The sequence below is a fragment of the Geothrix alkalitolerans genome (assembly GCF_022808885.1).
GTDB classification, from domain to species: domain Bacteria; phylum Acidobacteriota; class Holophagae; order Holophagales; family Holophagaceae; genus Geothrix; species Geothrix alkalitolerans.
Genome location: NZ_JAKZLE010000002.1, coordinates 742,722 through 768,473, shown reverse-complemented (window position 1 = coordinate 768,473; position 25,752 = coordinate 742,722). Strand labels below are relative to the sequence as shown.

Annotated in this window: 18 protein-coding genes; 10 read left to right on the top strand and 8 right to left on the bottom strand. The window is 69.5% G+C overall.

Translation table 11 applies throughout. The features are described 5' to 3' along the window. Positions 1-83 precede the first annotated feature (83 nt). The 5 genes from MLJ35_RS07570 (at position 84) to MLJ35_RS07540 (ending at position 6,792) form a co-directional block, all read left to right on the top strand. Positions 84-2,036 (top strand): aconitase family protein, encoded by a 1,953-nt coding sequence (locus MLJ35_RS07570; RefSeq protein WP_420843021.1) that lies wholly within the window; start codon positions 84-86, stop codon positions 2,034-2,036. Further along, positions 2,033-4,015, top strand: a complete 1,983-nt coding sequence (locus MLJ35_RS15895; protein ID WP_338028446.1) for a L,D-transpeptidase family protein — start codon at positions 2,033-2,035, stop codon at positions 4,013-4,015. The genes MLJ35_RS07570 and MLJ35_RS15895 overlap by 4 nt, the downstream gene beginning before the upstream one ends. A gap of 44 nt (positions 4,016-4,059) precedes the next feature. After that, complete coding sequence (locus tag MLJ35_RS07550) at positions 4,060-5,385, top strand: hypothetical protein (protein WP_243383811.1); 1,326 nt, start codon at positions 4,060-4,062, stop codon at positions 5,383-5,385. Between the two features lie 94 nt (positions 5,386-5,479). Beyond that, complete coding sequence (mazG, locus tag MLJ35_RS07545; protein WP_243322193.1) at positions 5,480-6,268, top strand: nucleoside triphosphate pyrophosphohydrolase; 789 nt, start codon at positions 5,480-5,482, stop codon at positions 6,266-6,268. Beyond that, positions 6,265-6,792, top strand: coding sequence for a hypothetical protein (locus MLJ35_RS07540; protein ID WP_243383810.1), 528 nt, complete (start codon positions 6,265-6,267; stop codon positions 6,790-6,792). The genes mazG and MLJ35_RS07540 overlap by 4 nt, the downstream gene beginning before the upstream one ends. A gap of 26 nt (positions 6,793-6,818) precedes the next feature. On the opposite strand, the gene MLJ35_RS07535 is transcribed toward MLJ35_RS07540, so the two are convergent. The 8 genes from MLJ35_RS07535 to MLJ35_RS07495 all read right to left on the bottom strand — a co-directional run bounded on the left by MLJ35_RS07535 (position 6,819) and on the right by MLJ35_RS07495 (position 19,026). Then, the gene (locus MLJ35_RS07535) at positions 6,819-7,568 is read right to left on the bottom strand and encodes a hypothetical protein (protein ID WP_243383809.1); all 750 of its coding nucleotides are present in this window, start codon (positions 7,566-7,568) and stop codon (positions 6,819-6,821) included. Between the two features lie 82 nt (positions 7,569-7,650). Next, positions 7,651-9,111, bottom strand: a complete 1,461-nt coding sequence (locus MLJ35_RS16120; RefSeq protein ID WP_243383808.1) for a B12-binding domain-containing radical SAM protein — start codon at positions 9,109-9,111, stop codon at positions 7,651-7,653. Between the two features lie 71 nt (positions 9,112-9,182). Beyond that, positions 9,183-10,010 carry a cytochrome c biogenesis protein gene (locus tag MLJ35_RS07525; RefSeq protein WP_243383807.1) on the bottom strand — a complete coding sequence of 276 codons (828 nt, stop codon included), beginning with the start codon at positions 10,008-10,010 and terminating at the stop codon, positions 9,183-9,185. Between the two features lie 15 nt (positions 10,011-10,025). Then, positions 10,026-10,559, bottom strand: a complete 534-nt coding sequence (locus tag MLJ35_RS07520) for a hypothetical protein (protein ID WP_243383806.1) — start codon at positions 10,557-10,559, stop codon at positions 10,026-10,028. Next, on the bottom strand, positions 10,556-11,875 hold the full coding sequence (locus MLJ35_RS07515; RefSeq protein ID WP_243383805.1) for a cytochrome c biogenesis ResB family protein: 1,320 nt from the start codon (positions 11,873-11,875) through the stop codon (positions 10,556-10,558). The genes MLJ35_RS07520 and MLJ35_RS07515 overlap by 4 nt, the downstream gene beginning before the upstream one ends. Further along, entirely contained in the window at positions 11,872-14,457 is a 2,586-nt protein-coding gene (locus tag MLJ35_RS07510) for a cytochrome c3 family protein (protein ID WP_243383804.1), read from the bottom strand. The genes MLJ35_RS07515 and MLJ35_RS07510 overlap by 4 nt, the downstream gene beginning before the upstream one ends. Positions 14,458-14,695: 238 nt before the next feature. Further along, positions 14,696-17,671, bottom strand: a complete 2,976-nt coding sequence (locus MLJ35_RS07505) for a cytochrome c3 family protein (RefSeq protein ID WP_338028445.1) — start codon at positions 17,669-17,671, stop codon at positions 14,696-14,698. Further along, a complete protein-coding gene (locus MLJ35_RS07495) occupies positions 17,668-19,026 on the bottom strand; it encodes an NHL repeat-containing protein (RefSeq protein WP_243383803.1) in 1,359 nt (452 codons plus the stop codon). The genes MLJ35_RS07505 and MLJ35_RS07495 overlap by 4 nt, the downstream gene beginning before the upstream one ends. Positions 19,027-19,337: 311 nt before the next feature. Here MLJ35_RS07495 and MLJ35_RS07490 point away from each other — a divergent pair, with 311 nt between their 5' ends. The 5 genes from MLJ35_RS07490 (at position 19,338) to MLJ35_RS07470 (ending at position 25,752) form a co-directional block, all read left to right on the top strand. Further along, positions 19,338-20,405, top strand: a complete 1,068-nt coding sequence (locus MLJ35_RS07490) for an NHL repeat-containing protein (RefSeq protein WP_243383802.1) — start codon at positions 19,338-19,340, stop codon at positions 20,403-20,405. Between the two features lie 57 nt (positions 20,406-20,462). Beyond that, on the top strand, positions 20,463-21,125 hold the full coding sequence (locus tag MLJ35_RS07485; RefSeq protein ID WP_243383801.1) for a cytochrome c3 family protein: 663 nt from the start codon (positions 20,463-20,465) through the stop codon (positions 21,123-21,125). An 83-nt stretch (positions 21,126-21,208) separates the two neighbouring features. Next, positions 21,209-22,972: a hypothetical protein gene (locus MLJ35_RS07480; RefSeq protein ID WP_243383800.1), complete on the top strand. Its 1,764-nt coding sequence runs from the start codon at positions 21,209-21,211 to the stop codon at positions 22,970-22,972. Beyond that, positions 22,969-24,159 carry a cytochrome c3 family protein gene (locus tag MLJ35_RS07475; protein ID WP_275976400.1) on the top strand — a complete coding sequence of 397 codons (1,191 nt, stop codon included), beginning with the start codon at positions 22,969-22,971 and terminating at the stop codon, positions 24,157-24,159. The genes MLJ35_RS07480 and MLJ35_RS07475 overlap by 4 nt, the downstream gene beginning before the upstream one ends. A gap of 36 nt (positions 24,160-24,195) precedes the next feature. Beyond that, positions 24,196-25,752: a peptidylprolyl isomerase gene (locus MLJ35_RS07470; RefSeq protein ID WP_243383799.1), complete on the top strand. Its 1,557-nt coding sequence runs from the start codon at positions 24,196-24,198 to the stop codon at positions 25,750-25,752.

Below are 25,752 nucleotides of genomic sequence, written 5' to 3'. Positions count from 1 at the left end.
GGCGCCTGATCAAGCGATGGGCCCAAGCTGGGGTCATTCTTCTCTCAAAACCCGAGTGCCTGCCCTTGCCGTACTCTGGAAGGATGTTGCCCGACTCGATCTTCTTCGATGGCCGAATCCTGTTCCTCACGGAGGATCCGGAACCGATCCATCGCCAACTCGCGGGCGATGACCTGGATCCCTCGGCAATCGGCCCCCTGCGCGACCAGATCAGCACCGACGAGATCACGCCGGCCTTCATCTGCTACCACTACGACGAGAAGCTAGGCAACTTTCCCTACCTGGGCCTGAAGTGCGGGGATCGCTTCCCGGTGAAGGAAGGCGCCGTGAAGGCCGGCGGCTTCGCGGTGAGCGTGGCGGGGAAACGCCGCGGCAAGGGCAGCAGCCGCGAGGCCAGCCCCTACGCCGAGTGGTGCGCGGGCCTCCGGCTGGTGATCGCGGAGAGCTTCGAGCGCATCTACCGGCAGAACTGCCAGAACCTGGGCCTGCTCACCAGCACGGACTTCGGCCTGATCGCCCGGCTGCGGCGCGGCGAGGCCATCCCCCTGGCCGAATTCACCGAGGGCCTGGATCCCGTCACCGCGGAGATCGTGCGCCGGGGCGGGCTCTTCGCCTACAACGCCGCCCGCATGAAAGGCGAGGTGGCGCCGCCCCTGCCCGCCCACAAGCCGCGTCCCATGACCTACGCCGAGAAGCTGCTGGCGCGCCACGCGGTGGTGGACGCGGCGGCCGGGCGGGTGGGCCTGCGGGTCGTGAAGCCCGGTGACGGCCTCTTCGTGCAGGCCGACTGGCGCTTCAGCCACGAGTACGTGACGCCCATGGCCGCCAGCTTCCTGGAGAAGGCGCTGGGGCCGGACGTCCGGCTGCGCGATCCGTCCTCCATCCTGGCCTTCCGCGACCACCTCACCTTCCTGCCCCACAGCATGAAGGCCGAGCACCGGGCCATGGGCCTGCTGGCGGTGGCTGAGGGCCTGAAACCCGCCCAGGAGGCCTTCTGCGCGAAGCACGGCATCCGGCTCCACGGCGAGCTGCCGGACGGATCGGGCAGCGAGGGCATCTGCCACGCCCTCATGGCCGAGCGCTATGTTCTTCCGGGTCAGCTGGTCGTGGGCACGGACTCGCACACACCCCACGCCGGCGCGCTGGGCTGCCTGGCCTTCGGCGTCGGCACCACGGACATCGCCTGCGCCTGGGTGACGGGCGACGCGCGCGTCTCCGTGCCCCCCACGCTACGGGTGCGCCTGAATGGGCGCCTGCGCCCCGGCGTGTCCGCCAAGGACCTGGTGCTGCACCTGCTGGCCCAGCCCCTCATCCGCGAAGGCGGCGCCATCGGCCACGTGGTCGAGTACCAGGGCGAGGCCCTGCGCGACCTGGATACGGACGAGCGGGCCACGCTCACCAACATGGCGGCGGAGATCGGCGGCTTTACGGGCCTCATCGCGCCGGATGCCGAGACCGTGCGCTTCGTGAGGGAGCGCCGGGGCGCGGAAATCACGCTGGAGCCCTGGATGCGCGGTGACGAGGACGCGGAGTACGCCAAGACCCTCGACGTGGACTGCGCGGCCCTGGGTCCCATGCTGGCCCGCCCCGGCGATCCGGGGAACGGTGTGGCCCTGTTGGGCCTGGGCGAGACGGTGCCCATCCACATCGCCTACCTGGGCAGCTGCACCGGCGGCAAGCGCGAGGACCTGCGCCGGGCCTACGAGGTGGTGAGGGCTGCGGCGGCGGAAGGACGGCGCATCCCCGAGGGCGTGCGGTTCTTCGTGCAGTGCGGCAGCGAGGACGTGCGCCGCCACGCCGAGGCGCAGGGCTGGATCGCGGCCTTCGAGGCCGTGGGGGCCGTGGTGCTGGGCAGCTCTTGCGGCGCCTGCATCAACGCCGGGCCCGGCGTCTCCACGCGACCTGACGAGGTGACCATCAGCGCCATCAACCGCAACTTCCCCGGCCGCAGCGGGCCGGGCCAGATGTGGCTGGCCAGCCCCGCCACCGTCGCCGCCAGCGCCCTGGCGGGGCGCATCGCGGGGGTGGAGGCGTGATCGATCCGGTCCTGGCCGCCCGCTACCGCGCCCTCGTGCTGGCGAACCTCGCCCGCCCGGGGACGCCCGCCTGGGATCCCCGCGCGCGCGTGGCGGTGGTGGACGCGGCCCGCCAGCGCCTGGGCCTGCTGGAGGACGGACGGCTGGTCTTCGAGGCGGTGGTCTCCACGGCGAAGAACGGCCTGGGCTGCGAGGAGAACTCGTACCGCACGCCCACGGGCTGGCACTGCATCCTCGCGCGCATCGGCGAGGGAGCCGAGCCCGGCGCGGTGTTCAGGGCCCAGCAGCCCACCGGCGAGGTGTGGCGCGGCGAGCCGCGCGACGAGGACCTCATCCTCACCCGCGTGCTCACCCTCGACGGCCTGGAGGAGGGCTGGAACCGCGGGCCGGGGCGGGACTCCCGGCTGCGCTGGATCTACCTCCACGGCACCAACCAGGAGCACGAGCTGGGCACGCCCGTGTCCCACGGCTGCGTGCGCCTCTCCAGCTCGGACGTGGTGACGCTCTTCGACCGCATGGCCGAGGGGGATCTCCTGCTCATCGCCGAGGACCTGCCCGGCGACGGCTTTGGCCTGGGGCGGCTCCACTTCGCGGGCGTGGCGGGCAGCGGCATGAGCGCCCTGGCCCAGTTCGCGTGCCTGAAGGGCGGCCGGGCCAGCGGCAGCGACCGCAGCTTCGACCGGGGCCAGCGGCCCGATGCCCGGGCGCAGCTGGAGGACCTGGGCGTGGCGATCCATCCCCAGGACGGCTCGGGCCTGACCGGCGACTGCGCGGCCCTGGTGGTGTCCACGGCCGTGGAGGACGAGGTGCCGGACGTGGCCGCGGCCCGGCGCCTGGGCGTGCCCGTGCTGCATCGCTCGGAGCTGCTGGCGCATGTGGTGGCCAAGTACCGCACCGTGGCGGTGACGGGCACCAGCGGCAAGTCCACCACCACGGCCATGGTCTTCGAAATCCTGCGCGGCGCGGGCCTCGACCCTTCCGTCATCACCGGGGGCGAGCTGGTGGCCCTCCAGCGGGAGGGACGCTGGGGCAACGCCTGGGCCGGTGCGTCGGACCTGCTGGTCATCGAGGCCGACGAGAGCGACGGCTCCGTGGTGCGCTACCACGCCGCCGTGGGCGTGATCCTCAACCTCCAGAAGGATCACAAGGACATGGCCGTGGTGGCGGAGATGTTCCGCGCCTTCCGCGCCCAGGTGCGAGAGGCCGCTGTGGTGGGGGAGGCGGAGAATCTGCGCGAGTTCGCCATGGGCGCCACCACCTTCGGGTTTGCGGATGGGGCCGGGTTGCGCGCCGAGGGCCTGGTGCTTGGCGCGGGAAGCACCGCCTTCCGCGCAGGGGGAAAGGATTTCAGGCTGCCCGTGCCAGGCCTCCACAATGTCGAGAATGCCTTGGCGGCCATGGCGGCTTGCCAGGCGGTGGGCGTGCCGCTTGAAGCCATGGCGGGGCCGCTGGCTGCCTTCCAGGGCGTGGCCCGGCGCTTCCAGGTGCTGGGCGAATGCCGGGGCGTGACGGTGGTGGACGACTTTGCGCATAATCCCGCCAAGGTGGCGGCCTCCCTCCGGGCTGCCCACCTGCGCACGGCGGCCTCTGGCGGACGGGTGCTGGCGGTGTTCCAGCCCCACGGCTTCGGGCCCCTGAAGTTCCTGCGGGCGGAGTTCGTGGACGCCTTCGCCGCGGAGCTCGGGCCGCAGGACCGCCTCTGGTTCCTGGACGTGTTCTACGCGGGCGGGACGGCTGCCCGGGACATCGGCAGCCCCGAGGTGATCGGAGACATCGTCGCCCGAGGTGCGGCCGCCGAGTTCGCGCCTTCCCGGGACTGGCTCGTGGCGCGGCTGGCCGTCGAGGCCAAGGCCGGCGACCTCATCCTGGTGATGGGCGCCCGGGATCCCTCACTGACGGGCCTGGCGCGGTCCATTCTCCAGCGGCTGGAAAAGGACGCGGAGCAGGGTTTGGCCCTCGGGATGCGCGGGTCCCCCTGATATCGTCTTCCTGCCTTCCTGGATGAACCCGCCTGGAGTTCCGCGTGCCGCTGCCGAACCGCCTTCGCCTGTCCGCCCTCTGCCTGATGGCCGTCCTCCCGGCGCTGGGGCAGGTGCCATCCCCGGTCGCCCCGCCGGCCCCCACGGTCCAGGTGGTGGAGGGCTACCTCGTGGCCCACCTGCCCGACGAGGGCGTCACGGTCGTGGGCGAGCCCGCGGTCGAGGGGGCCGTGGACTCAGGCTGGGCCACCTGGGCCCAGAAGGGGCAGCTCCTCTGGCGGGGGAAGATGGAGGACAGCCAGGGGCGGCAGTACAACGTCACCATCCTGCCGGGTTACGTGGCCCCCTGGACCTTCGCCACCGAAGGCTGGTCGGATGCGGGCCGCGATCTCGGGGAGTACGGCCAGGCTGGAACCTGGACGACCATGGGCCGCCACATGAAGGACACCTTCAGGTGGGGTTGGAAGACCTCGTGTTGGGAGTTCGGGCTCAAAGGCTCGAAGGAGGCCTGGTCCGGCAACTTCCAGAAGGCCGGGCTGCGCACCGCCCGGAAGACCTTCGGCTGGCCCCTGGCCTATCCCTGGGCCTTCGTCGCCTCGGCCTTCGAATCGGCCCTGAGGGTCCCCCTGGGCCTGGCTGGCGCCGCGGTGGGCACGGCGGGGGCCGGGGTGGTGATCCCCGTGGTGGAGACGGCCGTGCCCACGGTGAAAGCGGCGCTGCACGCGGGCGTGAATGGGGTGATCCTGCCGGTCGCGGGCTGGAGCTGGCAGACTCTGGCGGCGCCGCCGACGCTCCTGTTCGCCTCGGCCCCCACTCCGGCGCGGGCGGACGGGACCTGGATGAAGCTCGAGCAGCCCCGGCCGGCCTCACCTGGCGCTCCGGGAGATCTGGAGAAGGGAACTGTCCCGGCGCCCGTCCTGGCCGACCTGGCGCGCTATGCCGCCCAGGCCGGCGCCCTGGATGCGGACCCCGCGACCTCGCTGGCGGGGCTGCGGCAGCGGGAGACGCTGGAGCTCGAGGCGGTGCGGGCCCGATATGCCGCCGAGGCCAGGACGGTCCAGGCCGCCCGGGAGGCGAGCCTGCAGGCGTGGCTCAGCCAGCCGGAAAACCGCGAAGCCATCCAGCGCCTGACGCGGGAAGGCGGGGACGCCGCGACCATCCGGGCCGCCTCCACCGCCCTGGTGCAGCGTCTGGTGGCAACAGGCCTTCCCGAGGCCGAGGCGCGGGCCGTCCTCGACCAGCTGGCGGCCCACCCGCTCCTGGGGCGCAGGCCGGAGGCCTCCGGCCGCTACGACAAGACGGATCCCCTGCGGGGCGCCATCGACACGACAAAGCGCGTGGGCCGCGAGGCGGACAAGGCCGGGCTCTGATCCCGGACCCTGCCTGGGCCCGAACAGGGCCTGCCCCCGGGTCCCGGGGAGCCACCATTGGCTTTTCCGGCGGGTCCCTGGGTACCCTCGGAGCATGGAACCCACGACCCTCCGCGCTGTCATGGCCGCCCTCCGCAAGCCGGAGACAGGCTGCCCCTGGGACCTGAAGCAGACCCACGTCTCGCTGGCCCGCTACCTGCGCGAGGAGGCGGCGGAGGTGCTGGACGCCCTGGCGGCGCACACACCCGGCGATCCCGTCACGGAAGCGCACCTCTGCGAAGAGCTGGGCGACCTCTGGCTGCAGATCGCCTTCCATGCCCAGCTGGCGGCCGATCGCGGCGCCTGGGATCTCCACGACGTGGAGCGGACGGTGGTGGAGAAGCTCGTGCGCCGGCATCCGCACGTGTTCGCGGAGGTCGAGGTGGAGGGCGCGGACGAGGTGCTCACCAACTGGGCCGCCATCAAGCGTGAGGAGAAGGGGCTCCACGGCCGGGATCCGCGCCTGCTCGAGGGCATCCCGGCCTCGCTGTCACCCATGGAGGAGGCCCTGGAGATCGGCCGCCGCTGCGCGAAGGTGGGTTTCGAGTGGCCCGACCTCGAAGGTGTGCTGGACAAGGTGAAGGAGGAGGTGGCGGAGCTGCAGGCCGAGTCCGACCCCGTGCGCGTGGAAGAGGAGTTCGGCGACGTGCTGTTCAGCCTCATGCAGTGGGCCCGCAAGAAGGGCGTGGACCCGGACCGGGCCCTGCGGCGCCAGATGACGCGCTTCAAGGGCCGGTTCACGTCCGTGGAGGATGATGCCCGGGCCGCGGGCGGATGGGACCGGCGCACCCTCGACGAGATGGAGGCCGCCTGGCAGGCCGCGAAGCGGAGGCAGAAGCCATGATGGTCCTCGCGCTGCTCGCCTCACGCGGCGGAACCCCGCCCCCACCCGCGGTTCTGCTGCTGATCCCGGTGGTCTTCCTGGCGGGCTCCTGGCTCACCAACCGGCTCATGGGCATTACCGCGCTCTATGCGGCCTTCCCCGCCGATCCCACCGACCCCATCGAGAAGAATCTCGGCTGGCAGCAGGTGGAGTTCGGCGCCCTGCGCGGCCACTCGCCCATGTCCCTGAAAGTGGGCCGCCGCTGCCTGCACATGAAACAGCCCTTCCCTTTCCAGCCCGCCTGGTGGCAGGGGCCGGCCAGCATCCCTTGGAGCCAGATCCGGCTCGAGAAGGAAGCCAGCGGATCCTCCTGGGCCTTCATGAGCGCCGCCGAGTTCCGCCTGGGCGCGGAGGGGCGGATGATCCGCCTGCGCGGCAAGGCCGCCCGGACCCTTCAGGCGCTGGTGCTCGAGAAACAGGGCGCCGGCGGCCAGGCCTTCGCCACAGGCCTGCCGCCGGGGCAGGGGGCGATCCGGCCCAGGTGAACCCCAGGTGAACGAAGGCCTGGCGGCTATTTTCCGGTCAGCTTGGCATCCTCGATGATCACCGCGTAGGTGTAGCCGGCGCCGAAGTCCTTGTCGGTCTGGACCACGCCGTGGATGGTCACGGTGTCGCCCACGGCCATTTCGGCCTGGCTGGTGGCGGTGAGGTCGTTCGTGCCCTTCTTCGGGTCGCCGCTGCCGTCCTGGAGATGCAGCCAGTTCTTGCCCATGATGCCCTTGGTGTATTTCACGACCTTGGCGCGCAGCGTGACGCCCTTCCCCTTCAGGTTCTGTTTTTGGGCCCAGATCTCGGCCACAGTGCGGGCGTCCGCGCCGGCGGCTTTGGCCACCTTCCCGACCTTCACGGGCTTGGCGGGGCGTCCGGCCTGGCCGTGGGGATTGGCCCCGGTTGCCGGAGCCGCGCCCGGGGTGGCCAGGGTGCCGAAGTAGACCTCAGCAAAGGTCCGCTTCAAGGTCTTGGATTCGAAATTCGTCATCAGCACGGCATTGGCGACCGTGACGTTGGCGCCCTTCTCGGCCTTGGCCTCGGGGACGGCGGTCCACACCTCGCCCTTGGCCGTCTTCAGACGGAGGTAGCAGTAGGGCGAAGCCTCGAGGCGCTCGAGCACCTTGCCAGTCAGGTCCTCGCCCGTGGGGATCTGGGCCCCGGTGGGATGGGGCGCGGGCGACGAAGCCTGGGGCGGGGTGGCCGCCGTGGCGGCTGGGCTGAAGCCTGCCATCACGAAAGCGGAGAGAAGAAGGGAGAGGGCGCTGGACATGGGGAGTTCCTTTGGTGGATGAGGTGCAAGGACCTATCGGGCTTGAGCGGAGTGATCCCGTTGGGCCGTGGCGTCCGGGTGATCAGGCGGCCGGATGGGGGTGCATCTTCGGCATCTTCGCCCCCAGGTGGCTGAAGTGCTTGCCGTAGGCGGCCATCATCTCCTTGCAGGCGCTCAGGAGGTAGCGGCGCTTGAAGCCGTCCGGCAGGGCTTTGATCTGGGGGATCTTCTGGGCGTAGAAGGTCATGTAGCAGCGCCCCAGAGCGATGGCGACCTCCTCGATCGTCATGTCGTAGGGCTCGATGATCGGGGTGGACAGGTTGTACTTGGAGTAGTCGTGGACGCGTACCCGGTCCTGCATCTGGTCGTAGAGGGGCGTGAAGGGCATGGGCGTCAGGACGGGGAACACCGCGATATCGGGGTTCATCCGGATGGCGACCTCGATGGTGCGGTCGATGGAGGCCTGGGTCTCCGTGGGGTGGCCGATCATGAAGGAGGCTTCGGTGACGATGTCGTGCTCGCGGGCGAGGCGGATGGCCTGGACGATGGCGTTCACATCGTTGCCCTTGTTGAGGGAGGCCAGCAGCTCGTCCGTGCCGGCCTCGGCCCCGATGTAAAGGTGCACCACGCCCGCCTCCCGGTACTTGGGCAGCAGGTCCGCGTCGCGCACCACATCCTCCGCGCGGGTCTCCATCAGCAGCCGGATGCCGAGCCTGGCGTCGATGATGAGGTCGAGGAGCCGCTCCCAGCGCTCCCGGTCGTGGGTGGGGTACGGGTCGATCATCGTGATGGATTCGACGGCGTAGCGGTCCACGAGCAGGCGGATCTCCTCGATGACGTCCTCCGGCGTCCGGGCGCGCCAGTCGCCCCGCCAGAAGGCCCGGTGGCTGCAGAACGAGCAGCCCATCATGCAGCCGCGGGAGGTGAGGATGGAAGCCATGCGGCCCGGCGGATCGATGCGGTAGCGGTAGGCGTCCCAGTCCAGCAGGTGCCAGGCGGGCTTGACTGCGTCGAGGTCCGTGATGTGGGGGCGGATCTCGGTGACGATGATCTCGTCGTCGCGCAGGAAGGCGAGACCGCGGACCCCGTCCAGCACGCCGCCCGGAAGGACCGCCAGCAGTTCGGGGAAGGTGGCTTCCGCCTCCCCGCGCAGGACGATGTCCACGGCCCCGGAGGGGTCCCGCAGAAGCTCGGCGTATTTGAAGGTGGGGAAGGGGCCGCCGATGAGCGTGGTGATGGCGGGATCCACCGCCTTGGCCAGTCCCAGGGCCTTCATGGCCGCGGGCACCACCGCCGTGCTGATGGCGCCGGTGACGGGCAGGTAGTCGTAGGCCACGACGATATCCGGGCGGTACTCTTCGACCTCCGCGCGGATGGTTTCGAAGCTGGCGCCCTCCCGGTTCATGGCGTCGTAAATGCGGGCCTCATGCCCCGCCCCCTCGACGGCCCCCGCCAGGTAGGCGATCTGGAGCGGCGGCCAGGTGCCGATGACCTCCACCCCCCAGCTGGAGTAGGGTGGCACCACGAAGAGAACCTTGCTCACGACGTCACCCTCATTGCCTTTCGCAACATCATTCTGGGGTCAAAGGTGGCGGAAATAGTCACAATCCCCGGTCATTGGAAGTAGGCGGCGTGAAGTGAGGGCAGGAGGAAGGGGAAGATGAAGGCCGTGAGGATGGAAACCCCGAAACAGCCGATGGTGAACCAGGCCGTGGCCCGGGGGCCCAGGCGGTAGAACAGCCGCAGGTGCAGCAAGGTGCCGAAGCAGAGCCAGGTCACGAGCGACCAGGTCTCGATGGGATCCCAGCCCCAGTAGCGGCCCCATGACTGATGGGCCCAGATGGCGCCGGCGATGATGGTGGTGGACCAGAACACGAAGCCGAAGCCCACGAAGCGGATCATCGAGGCATCCAGGACCTCCGCCGACGGGAACCGGGCGAGGAAGGGGCTGGTGGCGCCCTTGAGCTTGCGGAGCACGAGCACCGCGGCCGCGAAGGCGAGGAGGAACGCCCCCACCGCCAGCTTGGTGAAGAAGATGTGGAAGACGAGCCAGATGGACCGAAGCGTGGGGGGCAGCTCCTTGGCTTCCGGGCTCGCCAGCAGACCCAGGCCCATCATCAGGATCGCGCCGGGGAGCGCCACCAGGGCGAGCCCCGCCCAGCTGGGCCGCCGCCACAGCACCACGAGCAGCATCACCACGGCAATCCATGCGTTGGAGGAGAGCACCTCGGACTTGGCCATGTAAGGCCCGTGGCCCACGGCGATCCAGCGGGCGAGGATCGCCCCGGCGTGGGGCGCCAAGCCCAGGGCTGCGAGGAAGACGGCCCAGCGCGCCCGGGTGGGGTGGTTCCACAGCAGGGCGTGGGCGAAGATCACCGTCGCCAGGATGTAGAGGACCACGGAGGTCCAGTGCAGGGTGGCTTCCAGGATGAATGGGCTCATGGAACACTCCGGGCTTCAGGGCTTGCCGGGGGGTGGGGTGACGATGCTGTGGGCATCCTTGGCATCCATGGTCCAGGGAACCTCCTTGCGGCCCACTTGTGGCGGCGCGGCGAAGGCGATCTCCTCGACCATCCAGGCGCCTTTCAGCTTCCGGAAGTGGTAAGTCATCTCATAGCAGTCCACGGAGGCCTCGCCCACCTGCTCCCCCGTGCCGGCCCTCAGGTCCCGGTAGCGCCACTGCTCCCGGGTGCGCACGCGCAGGTCACCGCCGGCCTGCTCGACGCCGGTCACCTCCAGGGAGTCCAGGTGGGCGTCCAGGGCGATGCCCATGTCGGCATGCACGCCGATGAGGCCGGTGAGGCGCCGCCCGTCTGGCGCGTTGGGGCCCACCACGGCATCGATGAGGAGGATGTCGTTCTTCCGGTAGGCCTCGCTCACCACGTCGTTGTAGCGGGCCACCAGGTTCCGGGCCTGTTGGTCCGACACCCGGCCACAGCCCATCGCAAGGGCCGCCAGGATCAGGGGATAGAGCCAGGGACGCAGGGTCATGCCTCTCCTCCATGGTTTCGAACGAGCTGCGCGAACCGTTCCTGGAACAGCGGCGCGAACCGGTGGGGCTTCAGCGCCACGACCACCCGCTCTCGGCCGTCCTCCGGCGTCACGCTGACCAGCTCGTCCACCCGCGTCACCCCGTAGGTGAGGGCCGCTCCCGCCAGGGCGACGATGAAACCGGCGTAGGCGAGCCCGATGGCGGGATCGCGGTTGCCATGGAGCCGGGCCCAGTAGGGGATCCCATGCAGGCGGAACCCACCTCCACCGGGCAGGGCCAGGGCCTCGCCGGGCCGGAGGTTGGCCTCCGCCACGCGGGATTCTCCCTGGAGGATCCGCACCTCGGCATGATCGGGCCGGCTTCCGTCCGCTGGCATCGGCACCCGGATGCGGGCGCGGAGGGACCCGGGCCCCGGCGTGTAGGCTCCAAAGGCCTGCGGCTCCTTCCGCTCCAGGAGGACAGCCGTTCGGGACTCGGGGGTGGAGGGCCGGTCCCAGGCCACCAGGGCGGCCGGGCCGAAGAGGCTGTCGGCATAGAGGCGCCCGCGGCTGACCCGGAGGTCCTGGTTGATGCCCAGGTTCCGGGTGGGTCCGCCTTCCGCGTCACCCTCGGCCACCTTCAGGCGGAGTCCCATCAGGTCCCCGCCCTGGTAGCGCGTCGGCTCCACCGACACCAGCTTCAGGGGGGCGTCGAGCTGGAAGGGGGCGGCGAGGGGACCCGGCTGCTGCAGGCCCCAGGCCTCCACGGTGGGGGGCAGGGTCTCGCCTTCGAAGAGGTCCACCACGGCCTGCACGCTGAACAGGGCCCCCAGGACCCCAGCGAGGATCACGGCCAGGAGGCCCGTGTGGAACAGGGGGGAGCCGGCAAGCCCCAGCCTTCCGCGGCTGCGGATGGACCGGGTGGCGGGGCCGTTCCCGGGGCGGGTGAACTCGACCCGGAACGGCGCGTTCCGGAAGTGCGCGTCGGTGGGGACCTGGCTCCAGGTCGCCCGGAGCCGTCGCGTCTGCTCGACGACCACGATGACCAGCGAGGCCGTGGCGAAGGCCAGGGCCGCGAGGAACCACCCGCTGGTGAAGACATGATCCAGGGACAGGACGTCTACCAGGGCCGATGTGGCAGCGCCATAGGAACGAAGGGTCAGGACTTGGGTTGCCGAGGACCGTCCGGCCTGGGGCAGGCTGGCCCCGAGGGTGCAGGCGGCGGTGATGACGAGGATCTCCGCGACGATGACGGTCGGCCGGCGCAGGAATCGCTTTACCGGGAGGAAGGGGTTCCATCCCGGCCGGGAGCGGAGGACCTCGTCGCGCGGGCTCACCAGGATTCCACGCCTGTGCCCGAGAGGGCGCTGTGGTGGACCGTTGTGTCGCAGTTGCCGGTCGCGTAGGATCCCACGGCGGCCTTCTTGAACTGGAGGATCAGGGTGTTGGTGCGGTCCCCCTGGTAGGCGTAGCGGGCGGGCATGTTGGTGGTGCAGGCCATGAGGCGCGACATCTTGCTGCCGTGGGGGATCACCACGTGACAGGCATAGCACTGGTGGCCTTCATGCGTGCTGTTCTTGGTGTGGACGTCGTTGGTGAGTGCCGTGGTGAGCTGGTGGCAGTTGTTGCACCAGGACTGATTCGCGACCGTGCTGCCCAGGGTCGCGGTGAGGGTGACGTTCGGCCAGTTCGCGGCCGGGGCGCCGCCGGCGAATTCCCGCAGCATGAATTGGTTCGCAGATCCGTGCGGACCCTGGGCCGCCGTGCCGTTGGTGTTGTGGCAGTCGGAGCACATCATGGTCTGCGTCCCCACGGCGGTCCACGGGGCCTTCATGAAGGACGCGCTGAGCGCCTTGGGGGCGACGTTTCCGGTGTAGTTGTTGAGGCCGGTCACCACTGGGTGGCCGGAGGCGTTGCTGGGGCTGAACTCCTGGGCGAGGTCGGTCTGCTCCCGGGTGATGACATAGGCCGCGGCCGTGGCGTCGGTGGCGCCCGCGTAGGGAGTGGCCAGGGTGATGGAGGTGGCGGTGGCTGCGGCGATCTTGTAGGCCGGCGACGTGAGGTTCTTCTGGATGTACATGCCCACGACGGTGCGGCCGGGCGTGACATCGGAATTGCCCGCGGTGGTGGTGACGATCCAGGTGGTGCCGGTTCCGGCCACAGTGGTGCTGCCGTTGGTGAACTTGGCGGTCCCCGTGCTGTAGAAGGTGGTGACACCGCCCGGGCGGGTGGAGCCATAGCTGTCGTAGCTGGTGTGGCACTTGAAGCAGACCTGGTACTCGTAGGTGGCGCCGCTGGCGGCCACGGTGGGGGACCCGCTGGCGACCTTGGTGAAGGTGGCCGCGGTGGGGGTCGGCCACAGTCCCAGGCCGTTGTAGTTCAACTGGACGCCATCCACGCCGCGGAGGGCATACATGTTGTTCAGCACGCCGCCCGCGTCGGCGCGGAGGCGGTTCCGGGTGGATGTGGCAGCGGTGGCGTAGGTGTGCACGCCCGCCGTGGCCATGTGAGGGTTGTGGCAGTCCGCGCAGCCCACCGTGCGGCCGCTGGTCCGCTCCACGGGGTGATGGTTGACCTTGAGGATTTCGGTGCGCACGTCCTTGGTGGAGGGTCCATTGGTGTCGTGGCAGGTCTCGCAGAGGTTGTCCTGCCGCGCGCCCAGGGCATTGGCGTATTTGCCCCCGGGGTTGTTGGCGTCGGGCCAGCCGTGGGGAGTGTGGCAGTTCTTGCAGGCGCCGCGGTCGGCGGAAGCCGTGATGGCCGGATAGGTGCTGCCGCCGTACCCGTCACCCGGCCAGAGGATGCCGCTGGTGGGGTTGGTGTGCACATTGGCGGTGGCGGTGTCGGCCAGGGTGTGGCAGTCCGTGCAGAGGGCCAGGGAGTTGCTTACGCGCAGCAGCATCCCGGCAGGCGATGTGGCGGTGGAAGCCTTGTGGACGTCATGGCAGGTCAGGCACTCCACATTCCCGGCGGCGGAGAGGACCGTGCCCAGGGTCGGGGTCTTGGTGTTCGGGGCGGTGGCCAGGTTCACGTGGACCGGGTGCGAGGTGCCCCCCTTGCCCACATCGCGGGCGGCATGGCAGTCCCCGCAGAGGGCACCGCCGTCGTTGGCCACCCGCTGGAAGTGGCGGTTGTTGGTGGTGCCGGCGGTGTAGGTCTGGGAAGCGTTCGGGTCGAAGGGAGCCAGGGCCTGCAGGTGCTGGTCATGGCAGGTGGAGCACATGAGCTTCCCGTTCTCGAGGTGCGTGGCCATGGCCGAGGTGGGCTGGACCAGGTCGGGCCGGAGGTACAGGTAGAACAGGTCGTTGAGGACGAGGGTGCCTGTGCCGGAGAAGGCCAGTGAAACGCCCGAGCTGCCCAGGGCCTGGGGTGTGGTGCTGGTGGTGATCGTCGTGGCACTTCCGAAGGTGCTCGTGCCGTTGGTGGTCTGGGACCAGGCGACCTTGGCTGTGCCCGTGGCGCCTCCGGTGGTGACCTGGATCTTGATGGTGGCTGCGTAGGCGCCGGTGTAGTCGCCCGAGGAGGTGATCGTGGTCGTGGAGGAGTTGGGCGAGCCTTTGGTGATGCGGCCCGCGGCGCTGGAATCCCAGCGGTGGGAGGTCCCGCCGGCGGTGGCGCCCACCAGGCTTCCATCGGCGGGAACGGCCTGGTCCGTGGCGGTGAAGGCCAGGTTGGTGGCCTTGCCGCCGCTCACATGGCAGCTCAGGCACAGGTTCGTGTTCCCGCTCACGGTCGTGAGGGTGGCCCCGCTGGCTCCGCCCATGACCTTGTGGCAGGTGGAGCAGTAGTTCAGCGATCCGTACGAATTCGCCGTGGCGATGTTGTGCGGGGGATCCGTGGCGTACAGGGCCGATGCCAGCCATCCGCAGCTGGCCAGCGCGAACCAGAGGCGCAATCTCGAGGTGGCGCATCGTCCCATGGGGCGAATCTCCGGCTGGTGGAGCAGAGAGTGACCCGGCGAGGTCGGGGTTCCTTCAGGAGGATAGGGGAGGAATTGGATTTCAGGACATATATGTGATCTATGACAGGAGAGCAGATCTCGGGACTTGCGACAGAAAGGTGGAAGCGACCGCATCGGAGGGGGATGAAATCGACGGATGATGGAAATCACAAGCCGGAGGAGGCGGCGGCAGGGCCCGCAGCGGATGCTTCCGGGGTCACCAGGCCTCGGAGGACGTCACGGCGACGTTGTGGTAGCAGGAGGTCTGGCAGCTTCCGTCCTGGGAGTAGCCGGTGGCGGAAGTCGGCTTCTTGAACCCGGTGATCTTCATGTTGCTGACGGTGTTGTTGTAGGCGTATCGGGCTGGCATGGTGGTGCCGGTCCCGCTGTAGCCGATGAGCCGGGACATCTTGCCCCCGTGGGGGATCACGATGTGGCAGTTCCAGCACTGATAGCCGCTGTGGTTGCCGGTGTTGTGCGCCGTGTTGTTGCTCAGGGTCAGGGTGTGACAGTTGGTGCACCAGCTGGTGCTGGCGCTGCTGAGCGTGATGTTGGGCCAGTTGGCGGGGTTGGTGCCGCGCAGCATGAACTGGGCGGCGGAGCCGTGGGGGCCCTGGGCGGCGGGGGTGGCGGCGTCCGTGTTGTGGCAGTCCGAGCACATCATGGTCTGGGTGCCCAGGTTCGTGGCCCAGGGGGCCTTCATGGTGGCGGCGGCGAGGGCCTTGGGGGCAGTGCTGCCCGTGTAGTTGTTCAGGCCCGTGACCACGGGGTGTCCCGAGCGGTTGGCCGGGTTGAACTCCTGGGCCAGGTCCGTCTCCTGAAGGAGGATCGGGCCGGCCAGCAGGAATCGGTAAACGCCCGTGGTTCCGGTGAAATTGCCGCTCAACGTGAGGTGCGTGGCATCCGCCACCGCGGTGATCGTGTAGGTGCCCGTCACGCCGCTGGCTTGGATGGTGTTGCCCACCAGGGCCGAGGTCCAGCTGGTGCCGTAGCCCACCACCGCCGTGCTGCCGTTGGTGAAGCTGGCGCCGGGGTGGATGTAGAAGTCCTGGGGGGTGGTGGAGGTGGTGGCGGTGGTGATGGTCAGGGTGGTGGCGTTGGGGACGGCCGTAATGCGGTAGGACGTGGTGTTGCCGGCGGTCATGGCGAAGAACTGGTTCACCAGGGAGGTGTCCCAGGTCGTGCCGTAGCCGGTGACGGTGGTGGTGCCCGTGATGGCAGCGGAGTCACGCAGCTCGTAGGCCTTGGCGGAAGCGGTGGTGCCGTAAGTTCCTGAGAGGGTCACCGCGGTGTTGCTCGTGACCGTGCTGACGTAGCGGAGCGTGCCGGTGTATCCGACGTGGCGGATGTACATGTAGCGGATGGAGGGGGCGTTCCAGGAGGTTCCACTGCCTGTCACGCTCGTGCTGCCGCTGGTGAAGCTGGCCGTGCCCGTACCCGCCACCCAAGGCTGGGTGGTGCCGGAAACCAGAGTGAGGGGGCTGGTGCCACCGGAGGTGATGCCGTTGGGCGCCGGGTTGGTGCCCCAGCTGTAGCTGGTGTGGCACTTGAAGCAGACCTGGTACTCGAACTCGGCCCCGGAGGCGGCGACGGTGGGCGAGCCCCCGGCGATCTTGGTGAAGTTGGCCGAGGTGGGGACGCCCCACATGGCGAGACCCGAGTAGTTGAAGGCCACGCCATCCACGCCGCGGAGGGCGTACATGTTGTTCAGCACGCCTCCCCCGCTGGCGCGGAGGCGGTTGCGGTCGAGGGTGGCGGTGGTGGTGTAGGTGTGGACGCCCGCCGTGGCCATGTGGGGGTTGTGGCAGTCGGCGCAGCCGACGGTGCGGCCGCTGTTGCGCTCCACCGGGTGGTGGATGGTCTTGGTGATCTGGGTGCGCACATCCTTGGTGGAGGGCCCATCGGCGTCATGGCAGGTGAGGCAGAGGTTGTCTTGCTCGGCGCCCAGGGCGTTGGCGTACTTGCCGCCGGGGTTGTTGGCGTCGGGCCAGCCGTGGGGAGTGTGGCAGTTCTTGCAGGCGCCGCGGAGGGTCGTGTCGGTGATGGCGGCGTAGGTGCTGCCGCCGTACTGGTCCCCGGGCCAGAGGATGCCGCTGGTGGGGTTGGTGTGGGTGTTGGCCGTGGTGGTGTCCGCCAGGGTGTGGCAGTCGGCGCACAGGGCGGTGGTGTTGCTCACGCGGAGCAGCATGCCGGCGGGGGTGGTCGTGGTGGAGGCCTTGTGGACGTCGTGGCAGGTCAGGCAGTGGACGTTGCCGCTGACGGTGAGGGGCACCGTGGTGGGGGTCTTGGTGTTGGCCGCGCCCGCCACGGGGAGGTTCACGGGGTGCGAGGTGCCGCCCTTGCCCACGTTGCGGGGGGCATGGCAGTCCCCGCAGAGGGCGCCGCCGTCATTGGCCACCCGCTGGAAGTGGCGGTTGTTGGTGGTGCCGGCGGTGTAGGTCTGGGAGGCGGCTGGATCGAAGGGGGTGAGGGCCTGCAGGTGCTGGTCGTGGCAGGTGGAGCACATGGATCTCCCTGACTCGAGGTGGGAGGCCATGGCCGAGGCGGGCTGGACCAGGTCCGGCCGCACGTAGAGGTAGAAGAGGTCCCCGGCGACGAAGGTCCCGGTGCTGGAGAAGGCCACGGAGACACCGGAGCTGCCCAGGGCCTGGGCGGTGGTGCTGGTGGTGATCGTGGTGGCGCCGCCGAAGGTGGCGGTGCCGTTGGTGGTCTGGGACCAGGCGACCGTGGCGCTGCCCGTGGCGCCGGCGGTGACGACCTGGATCTTGATGGTGGCGGCGTAGGCGCCTGTGTAGTCACCGGAGGGGGTGATGGTGCCGGTGGAGGTGTTGGGTGAGCCCTTGATGACCCGGCCCGCGGCGCCGGAGTCCCAGCGGTGGGAGGTGCCGCCGGCGGTGGATCCGACGAGGCTGGCACCCGCGGGCACGGCCTGGTCCGTGGCGGCGAAGGCCTGGTTGGTGGCCCGTCCGCCGCTCACGTGGCAGCTCAGGCACAGGTTCGTGTTACCGCTCACCGTGGTCAGGGTGCCGCCCGGGGCGCCGTGGAGCTTGTGGCAGGTGGAGCAGTAGTTCAGCGCCCCGTATGAGTTCGCCGTCGAGATGTTGTGCGGGGGATCCGTGGCCAGCAGGGCGGCACCCGCCGCGAGGAGCAGGCCGGTGGCGAGGACAGGGAGGACCGTGCGGAGCCTGCTCACTGGACACTCCCGGTCGGATTGACCACGGTCACGTCGGCGATGCTTTCGAAGGCCCGTCCATCCGTCAGCCGGCCCGAGAGCACCAGGAAGGCGCTGCCGTCGGGCAGGGTGGCCAGCAGGCGGTCCTGGTCGAACCAGGCCTGGTACTCCACCCGACCGTCGCGGTCGAAGTCGCCGAGGAAGGCGCCGGGAATGCGGGTGGCTGGCAGGCCATTGGCGGTGAGGGATCCCCCTTGGATGGTGGAGGGATCCACACCGGGGACCTTGATCAGGACCGAGACCAGGTGCCGGCGCTGGATCTCAGGGAGCTCCCCGGACCGGCGGGCCTGGGGACCGCGGGGGCGAGTCGCGAGGGCGGAGAAGCGCTGGTGATCTGGGTCTTCGCGCACCCACTGGGTGGGCTTCACGGTGAGGTCGGCGGAGAGGATGTGGGGATCGGTGTAGGCGTCCAGGCCGTAGATCTCCACGCGGGTGTTGCCCGGCGCGGCCACGAACAGCCTGTGGTTCCGGTCCACCACCAGGCTGGCGGGCCCGCTGAGTTGGCCGGGATCCGAACCGAATGAGCCGAGGTTGCCGAGGATCGCGCCGGTGGCGGCGTTCACCACCACCACCACGCCGCGGTAGGAATCCGCCAGGAACAGGCGTCCCTGGGCATCCGCGAGCATGCCCTGGATGCGGCCGAAGGTGGTGTTGGAGCCGATCATGCCGATGGGGCCGCCGAACTTGCGGAGGTAGGCGCCGTTGGCGTCGAAGACCTGGACCCGCTCGTTCCCCTGGTCGGAGACGAAGATCTCGCCTGTGGGCGCCACGGCTAGGCCCGTGGGGAAATTGAGCTGCCCCACCTGGATGCCGGGGGTGCCGAACTGGCGCACCAGCTGGTTGTCGGGGCCGTAGACCTTCACCTGGTTCGCCAGGCTGTCCACCACGTAGACCAGGCCGTCAGGCGTGATCTGGAGGTGGTTGGGCAGCTGGAACTCGCCATCTCCCTGGCCCAGATAGCCGGAGGGAACCCAGCCGGGGGTGAAGATGGAAACCCGCCCCTTGCCCGCTTCGCAGACGAAGATGCGGCCCGAAGCGTCCACGGCCACGCCCAGGGGCCGATCGAGGCCGCGCCGGATGGTGAGGAACTTCCCGGCTTCATCCCGGATGGTGAGGGTGCCCAGACGGGGATCCGCCACGTAGAGGCGCCCGGCCGAGTCGGTGGCCAGACGCACGGGTTCGCGGAAGCCCTTGTCATAGGATCGCAACGGCGTGGCCGTGGGCAGGGTGGCCTGGGCCGCCAGGCCGAGGCCGGACAGGAAGGCGAGGGCCGTGGACAGGGCCCAGCGTCGGCGAAGGATGAACCGGCCGGTCATGGGATGACCTCCAGGGAACTGGCTGTGCAGCGGGGGGGGGGGAGTCCTCGGGAGAAGGCCCGAGACACTAGGAGCATAGGGCGGAATGAGGTTTAAGGATAAGCAGATGATCTATGCCGTGTAACACGCAACAGTTGCGGGTCGCAACAAGGCAGTCGTCTCTTGAAGCCCCCTAAGAAAAAAAAACCAGATGATCAAAATCACAAAAATAGATGACCCGTAGTTCGCCTATGCAGCCTATGTTCACGGGGTCGGCTGACAGGTTCCTGTGACGTTTGGCCGATGCAAGCCATCCACGAGGCCAAACCGCCATGTCCAATCGTTCCATCCTGCTGTCCGTTGCCCTCGCATGTGCCGCGACCGCGACGGCGCCTCTTTCCGCGCAGAAGCCCGCCGCGCCTCCCGTGGCGCAGGACGAGGTGCTGGCCTGGCCCCCGCCACCTGCTCCCGCCCGCATCAAGTGGGTGGCTGAGTACCGCAACGCCTTCGACGTGGGCGCCAAGAAGAAACGCAGCTTCCTCGACCGGCTGGCCGGCAAGTCCGAGGACGTGATCTGGCTCCAGCGGCCCCTCTCCGTGGCGGTGGATGGCAAGGGCGTGATCTTCGTGGGCGACTTCACGGCCGGCGTGGTGGCCATGGACCCCGCCGCCAAGAGGATCTGGGCTTTTTCAACACTCAGCGGCACTGCCCTGGCCACGCCCACGGGCCTGGCCGTGGACTCCAAGCTGGTCTACGCCGCCAGCGCCAACACGAACCAGGTGGTGGTCTTCGACAAGGAGGGTCACCAGCTCAGCGCCCTCACGAAGAACGACGGCATCAACCGGCCCGTGGGTCTGGCCGTGGACGAAGACCGGGACCTCCTCCTCGTGGTGAACGGGGGCGAGCACACGGTGCGCCTCTACAACCGGAGCCTCAAGCTTCTCAAGACCATCGGTGGCCGGGGCAGCGAAGAAGGCCAGTTCAACTTCCCGTCCTACACCTGCATCGTGCCCGGCGTGGGCTTCGCGGTGGTGGACACCGGCAATTTCCGCATCCAGATCTTCGATTTCAATGGCCGATTCATCCGTGCCTTCGGCAAGGCCGGCGACATGCCGGGCCAGGTGTCCCGGCCCAAGGGCATCGCCGTGGATCCCGACGGCCACCTCTATGTGGTGGACGGCGCCTTCTGCAACTTCCAGATCTTCGACCAGGAGGGCCGGATCCTCTTGCCCGTGGGCACGGGTGGCACCCGCAAGGGCCAGTTCCAGGTGCCCACCGGCATCGCCATTGACGGTTCTGGCGGCATCTACGTGGCCGACCAGATCAACGGACGCATCCAGAAATTCCAGTATTTGCGAGAAGAGAAGGGGGCACCTGCCCCCCCATCCACCCCGCAATAACAGCAACACGCTGTTCTCTCCCCCCCACCCCCCCCCAACCACCCATGAGGTGAAACCATGAAGTCCCTTCTCGTCGCCCTCCTGGCCGTCGGCTCGCTGAGCCTGAACGCGACCATCGTCGGCTCCAAGCACGACCTCAGCAGCACGGGCCCCGGCGGCAAGACCAACACCACCCAGGTCTGCGTGTTCTGCCACACCCCCCACGGTGCCGCCAGCGGCGCCGCCCAGATCGTGCCCCTGTGGAACAAGACCACCACGGTCACCACCGGGTTCTCGATGTACACCAGCGGCACGCTGCAGGGCACCACGGACGCCACCCCCACCGGCGCCTCCATGGCCTGCTTCACCTGCCATGACGGCACCCAGGCCGTGGGCAACATGATCAACCTGCCCAACGACATCGCCTCTGTCACCTACACGGCCGGCGGCCAGCTGCTCGGCACCGGCCTCGTGTCCGGCACCGCCCTGCTCGGCAAGGACCTCACCAACGACCACCCGATCTCCATCACCTACCAGCAGAACCTGGACTCGACCCTGAAGGATCCCACGACCTTCGCGGCCGGCACCGTGCGCCTGTTCCCCACCAACGCCAACGGCTCCAAGGTGCAGTGCGCCTCCTGCCACGACGTGCACAACTACGGCACCGCCGGCACCACCGCGCCCTTCCTGCGCGTGAGCATGGTCGGTTCCGCCCTCTGCACCTCCTGCCACCTCAAGTAGCAGGAACGTCGGTCTAGACCCGCGGGGGGTGGGCTTCCACCCGCCCCCCGCATTTCTTCTGGCCTCCTTCCCGAAGGTCTGTTGTGAAGCTCTGCCTTCTCACCCTGGTGCTCGTGGGCGCGTCTGTCGCGGCCAGGGCCGAGGACTGCCCGCTGATCCTCAACCAGCGGTTCCAGCTCCACTACAACCAGTGGCAGTCCAGCCAGGCACCCACCATGGCGACCACCCAGGCCGTCTACGAGGTGGATGCGGGGATCCCCGTCTTTACCTACCGCCTGGGGGCCCTGGCCCTCAATGGGGCCGTGGAGTACAACCGTCTGGCCTATGGGGGAAGCTCGGACTCGGATTCGGGCCTGAGCCGCTATGGGGCCCGCCTCAGCCTCTTCCCCTACCGCCCCTTCCGCCTCTACCTGGACTACCAGCACTCCCAGTCGCCGGACCTCTTTGATTCCGGCCGCGTGAAAGGCGACACCTGGGGCGCGGGCGCCACCTACCACAGCCGCATCCTCCAGGACGTGCGCCTCTCCTACCGGCACGGGGAGTCGAAGCTTGGGGACGAGCGCGAAGACTGGTCCCAGTGGAAGCTGGAGGCCAATCAGCAGATGGGCGGCACCCAGGTCACGTTCCAGTCCCTGCGGCAGGATTACGAAACTCGCATTCCGGGCCAGGGTTGGCGCTACTTCCAGGCGAACCTGGACACCGAATCCCATTCAGCCGCCGACTGGACGCTGCGGACCCGGTCCCAGTTCCAGGATTCCATCAGCAGCAGCTGGTTCGATATCGGCGCCACCTTCTACGGCCCCATCAGCGGCGACTGGCATTCCCTCACCAATGCCTCCGCCGGGGCCAGCACCACCGGGGACACCCGCACGGACCACACGTTCGCCTCCGAGTCCCTGGTCTACGCCGTCGGGCGCTGGAACGCCTACGGCACCGGCGCCCTGAGCCGCAGCCTCACGGATGCCGCGGGCCAGGACACCCGCATGGACTCCGGCACCCTGGGCGGCACCTACACGCTGACGCGGGACTGGCGGATCCATGGCGACCTGGGCGTCTCCTCCTTCGAGCAGGGCATGCCGGGCCTCGTCCTTCGGCGCACCACGACGACCATGAACCTCGGCATCGCCCGCGGTGGCGACGTGCCCGAGCTCATCCGGCACACCCTCTTCTTCCTCAGCGACTGGACCTTCACCAGGCGGACCCGGGAGGAGTATCCGCCTGACTACGTCCCCTCGGAGCTGGCCCAGGAGCTGTTCCAGCGGCGCATGCGCCAGACGGGCAACTTCGGCTTCACGGCGGACGTGTGGCGCATCTCCGACAACGCCAGCCAGGGCCGGGTGGACTGGGCCCGGGTGACGGGCCAGGTCCAGACCCGCGGGCGCCTCACGCTCTACGTGGCCGGGGACTACAAGGACGATCGCGGCCTCTCCCTGCCCGGCGTCGACGCGCGGAACACCGACCTGATGATGAACGGCTCCTACCAGCTGGCCCTCACGTCAATCACCGCCTCCGCGGGCTACTCCAGCAACAGCCAGCGCCTCACCCCCGGGGCGGCTGCCCCCATGGCCACCTGGGCCGGCGCCCAGGACGAGTCGAGCCGCCACTACTCGCTGGGAGTCACCACCCGGCTGGGGAAGGTCCCTGTGGGCGCCCTGGTGCAGCGCTTCGATGCGGCCCTCACCCCGGCGGCCACGACCCTCTACACTTGGGCGGACCTCAGCTTCCGGCAGGTTTCGCTCCGGGTGCGCTACGAGACCACGCGCATGGACAATGGGATCCGCAGCAGCCGCATCACGGTGGATCTGCTGCGCTGGTTCGACACCATCTGCACGAGGTCCTGGCGATGAGGCGATTTCTCCTGGGTGCCGCGATCGCGGGGCTGGCGCTGCTTCCAGCCCGGAGCCAGGCCGTCCGGACGCCGCAGCCCGTCCAGGCCCGGGGAGGCCCCTCCCTCGCCCACGCAGCCTGCGCGGCTTGCCACCAGGGTCACCGGGCCGTGACGCCCACCCGGTCCAAGGCCGGCCGCGGGAACCCCGACCGGGCCTGCCTGGCCTGCCACGAGGGGACGAACTTGGCCACCACGGCGGACCGCGCCCCCAAGCTCGCCCCCTGGAGCGGCCAGGGCTCCGGCCACCTCAAGGACCGCCTCGGCGCCCGTCGGCCCACCGACTACAGGCGGATCGTCCGGAGCGGCGGCAAGGTGCTGACGCTCACCCAGGACTGCACCGGCTGCCACGATCCCCACGGCAAGGAGCGGGGCCGCCTGCGCCTCACGGCCTTCGATGCCCGCGGCCAGCTGCTGGACCGCCGGCCCCAGTCCGTGGCCGAGGTCTGCTTCGGCTGCCACGCCGGCCCCGAGGCGGCGCCCCTGCTGTCCGGGCCCGCCGACCTGGGCGCCCTCTTCGCCAAGGGGGCCGCCTCCAGCCACGCCATCGGCGCCACGGCGGCGGGTCGCCCCGACCTGCCGAGCCTGCGAACCTCGACCTTCCGGGATCCCCTCGACTGCGGCTCCTGCCACGACAACCCGGATCCCTCGGGCGCCAAGGGGCCCCACGTCTCCAGTCAGCCTTCGATCCTGAAGGCCGCCTTCGGGCGGGAGAAGGACCTGGCTCGGCTGGGAGAGCGCGCCAACGACCTCTGCTACCTCTGCCATGACCGGCAATCCATCCTCGCCAACCAGTCCTTTCCCTTCCACGCCCAGCATCTGAGCGGGTTCACCAGCAGCGGCTCCGTGGCGGCCCAGCGGCAGGCCCCGGCCTTCTCCGAGGCCGCGGCGGTGCTGGGTTTGCGCTCCCCACGGGATTTCCGGCCCGGGCGAGGCGGCGCCTTCCAGCCCGGCTATGGCGAGCCCACCACCTGCGCCACCTGTCACGCTTCCCACGGTTCCCTGCGGCAGGCCTCCCTCATCGAGTTCGACCGCTCCGTGGTGGGCGCTTCTTCCGTGGGCGCCCCTTCCTTCCAGCGGTCGGGCCTCGGCCACGGCAGCTGCACCCTCAGCTGCCACGGCTACGACCACGTGCAGACGCGCTATTGATCGTGGGCCACCCAGGCGTTCTTCCAGGAGCTTTCCATGCATGACGCCCCCTCGTTGCGGACCAGCTTCACCCGGATCCAGATGGCGATCCTGGTGGGCGCGCTCGGGCTGGGTCCTGCAGTGACGGCGGCGCCCGCCCCGCGTCCGCCCCGCACGGTCGATGCCGAGGCGGAACGCCTGAAGGCGATCCGGGCGGCGGAACCAGGCTTATCCGCCGAGGCCGCCAGAGCCAAGCTCGCCCGGCTGGAGAAGGCCTGGGCGCTGGCCACGGCCAAAGGGCTTCTAAAGACGCCCGAGTGGCGGGAGCGGCGTCAGGAGGGGCGTCAGTCCGTGCTAGGGAGGGCCTTCCTCGACACCCGGCCAAGTCATCCCGGCATGACCGAAGAGCAGGTCAAGGCTGCGTTCCTCGCCCAGGGCGAGGAACGCCACGTGTCGCACCTCCTGTGCAAGACCCGGGAGGAGGCCGAGGCGGCTCTGAAGCGCATCCAGGCAGGAGAGCCTTTCGAGAAGGTGGCCGCGGAGATTTCTGTGGATCCCAGCGCGGCCCAGAACAAGGGCGACCTGGGCTGGATCCGCCAGAAGCAGATGGTGACCGCCTTCGGCGATCCCGTCTTCGCGGCCCCCGTGGGCGCGCTGGTGGGCCCCCTGCAGAGCGAGTTCGGCTGGCATGTCGCCAAGGCCTGGGAAGCCCGGCGCGAGACGGAGGCGGACTTCGCCGCGCGCCGGGAGACCCTGCTGAAGGAGGCAGCGGCCACCCAGATGAAGATGAGGCGAGAGGCGGCCCTGGAGGTGCTCCGCCCCCGGTATCCCCTGGTTCCCGATCTGACTGTGCTGGGTGCGGACCGCACCACGGAGACCCTGCCCGGTGATGAGAAGAAGGTCGCGGGCCGGGTGGCCGGGACGGCCATTAGCCTGCGGACCCTCAAACGCCACCTGGTGGATGTCCTCAAGACCATGGGCTCGAGCCACTCCCTGGGCGCGGCGACCAAGGCCCGGTTCATGGAGGGCGTGGCGGACGACATCCGTCTGTCCGAAGCGGCCCGCAAGCAGGGGCTGGATCGCCGCCCCGAGGTCCAGGCCGCCCTCTGGCTGGAGGAGCGGGAACGCGCCTACGTCCGGTACGCGGAGGCCTTCCTCTCTGAGGCGCAGGTGTCCGAGGTCGAGCTGGCGAAGCACCACGAGACCTTCCCCGATCGGTTCCGGCAGGTGGGCGCCTTGCGCCTGCAGGTGCTGGTGGCCGATTCCAAGGACGAGGTGGACGCGGCCCTGAATGCGGTTCGGACAGGCCTGCCCTGGCGCGAGGCCGTGGCGCGGTACGCCAACGCCGAGGCCACGGGCAACCCCGAGCCCGGCTGGGTGGAGGTGGCTTCACTCAAAACGCTGGTGCCCCCCACGCTCATGCAGCCCCTCCTGGCAGGGCCCCAGGGTCAGCCCGTGGGTCCCATGCTGGGTCCGGATGGCTTCATGATCTTCAACGCCCTGGAGCGACGCCCAGGCCCCGTGATGCCGCTGGGCGAATGCCGCGAGGCCGTTCGGGCGGACTACCTCAAGGCGCATGGCCACGACCTGGTGGAGCGAAGCCTGGGCGACTGA

Excerpts from the sequence above, each read along its gene's own strand:
- MLJ35_RS07570 (WP_420843021.1), top strand. The coding sequence starts at position 84 with ATGTTGCCCGACTCGATCTTCTTCGATGGCCGAATCCTGTTCCTCACG.
- mazG (WP_243322193.1), top strand. The coding sequence starts at position 5,480 with ATGGAACCCACGACCCTCCGCGCTGTCATGGCCGCCCTCCGCAAGCCG.
- MLJ35_RS07540 (WP_243383810.1), top strand. The coding sequence starts at position 6,265 with ATGATGGTCCTCGCGCTGCTCGCCTCACGCGGCGGAACCCCGCCCCCA.
- MLJ35_RS07535 (WP_243383809.1), bottom strand. The coding sequence starts at position 7,568 with ATGTCCAGCGCCCTCTCCCTTCTTCTCTCCGCTTTCGTGATGGCAGGC.
- MLJ35_RS07525 (WP_243383807.1), bottom strand. The coding sequence starts at position 10,010 with ATGAGCCCATTCATCCTGGAAGCCACCCTGCACTGGACCTCCGTGGTC.
- MLJ35_RS07520 (WP_243383806.1), bottom strand. The coding sequence starts at position 10,559 with ATGACCCTGCGTCCCTGGCTCTATCCCCTGATCCTGGCGGCCCTTGCG.
- MLJ35_RS07510 (WP_243383804.1), bottom strand. The coding sequence starts at position 14,457 with ATGGGACGATGCGCCACCTCGAGATTGCGCCTCTGGTTCGCGCTGGCC.
- MLJ35_RS07495 (WP_243383803.1), bottom strand. The coding sequence starts at position 19,026 with ATGACCGGCCGGTTCATCCTTCGCCGACGCTGGGCCCTGTCCACGGCC.
- MLJ35_RS07490 (WP_243383802.1), top strand. The coding sequence starts at position 19,338 with ATGTCCAATCGTTCCATCCTGCTGTCCGTTGCCCTCGCATGTGCCGCG.
- MLJ35_RS07485 (WP_243383801.1), top strand. The coding sequence starts at position 20,463 with ATGAAGTCCCTTCTCGTCGCCCTCCTGGCCGTCGGCTCGCTGAGCCTG.
- MLJ35_RS07475 (WP_275976400.1), top strand. The coding sequence starts at position 22,969 with ATGAGGCGATTTCTCCTGGGTGCCGCGATCGCGGGGCTGGCGCTGCTT.
- MLJ35_RS07470 (WP_243383799.1), top strand. The coding sequence starts at position 24,196 with ATGCATGACGCCCCCTCGTTGCGGACCAGCTTCACCCGGATCCAGATG.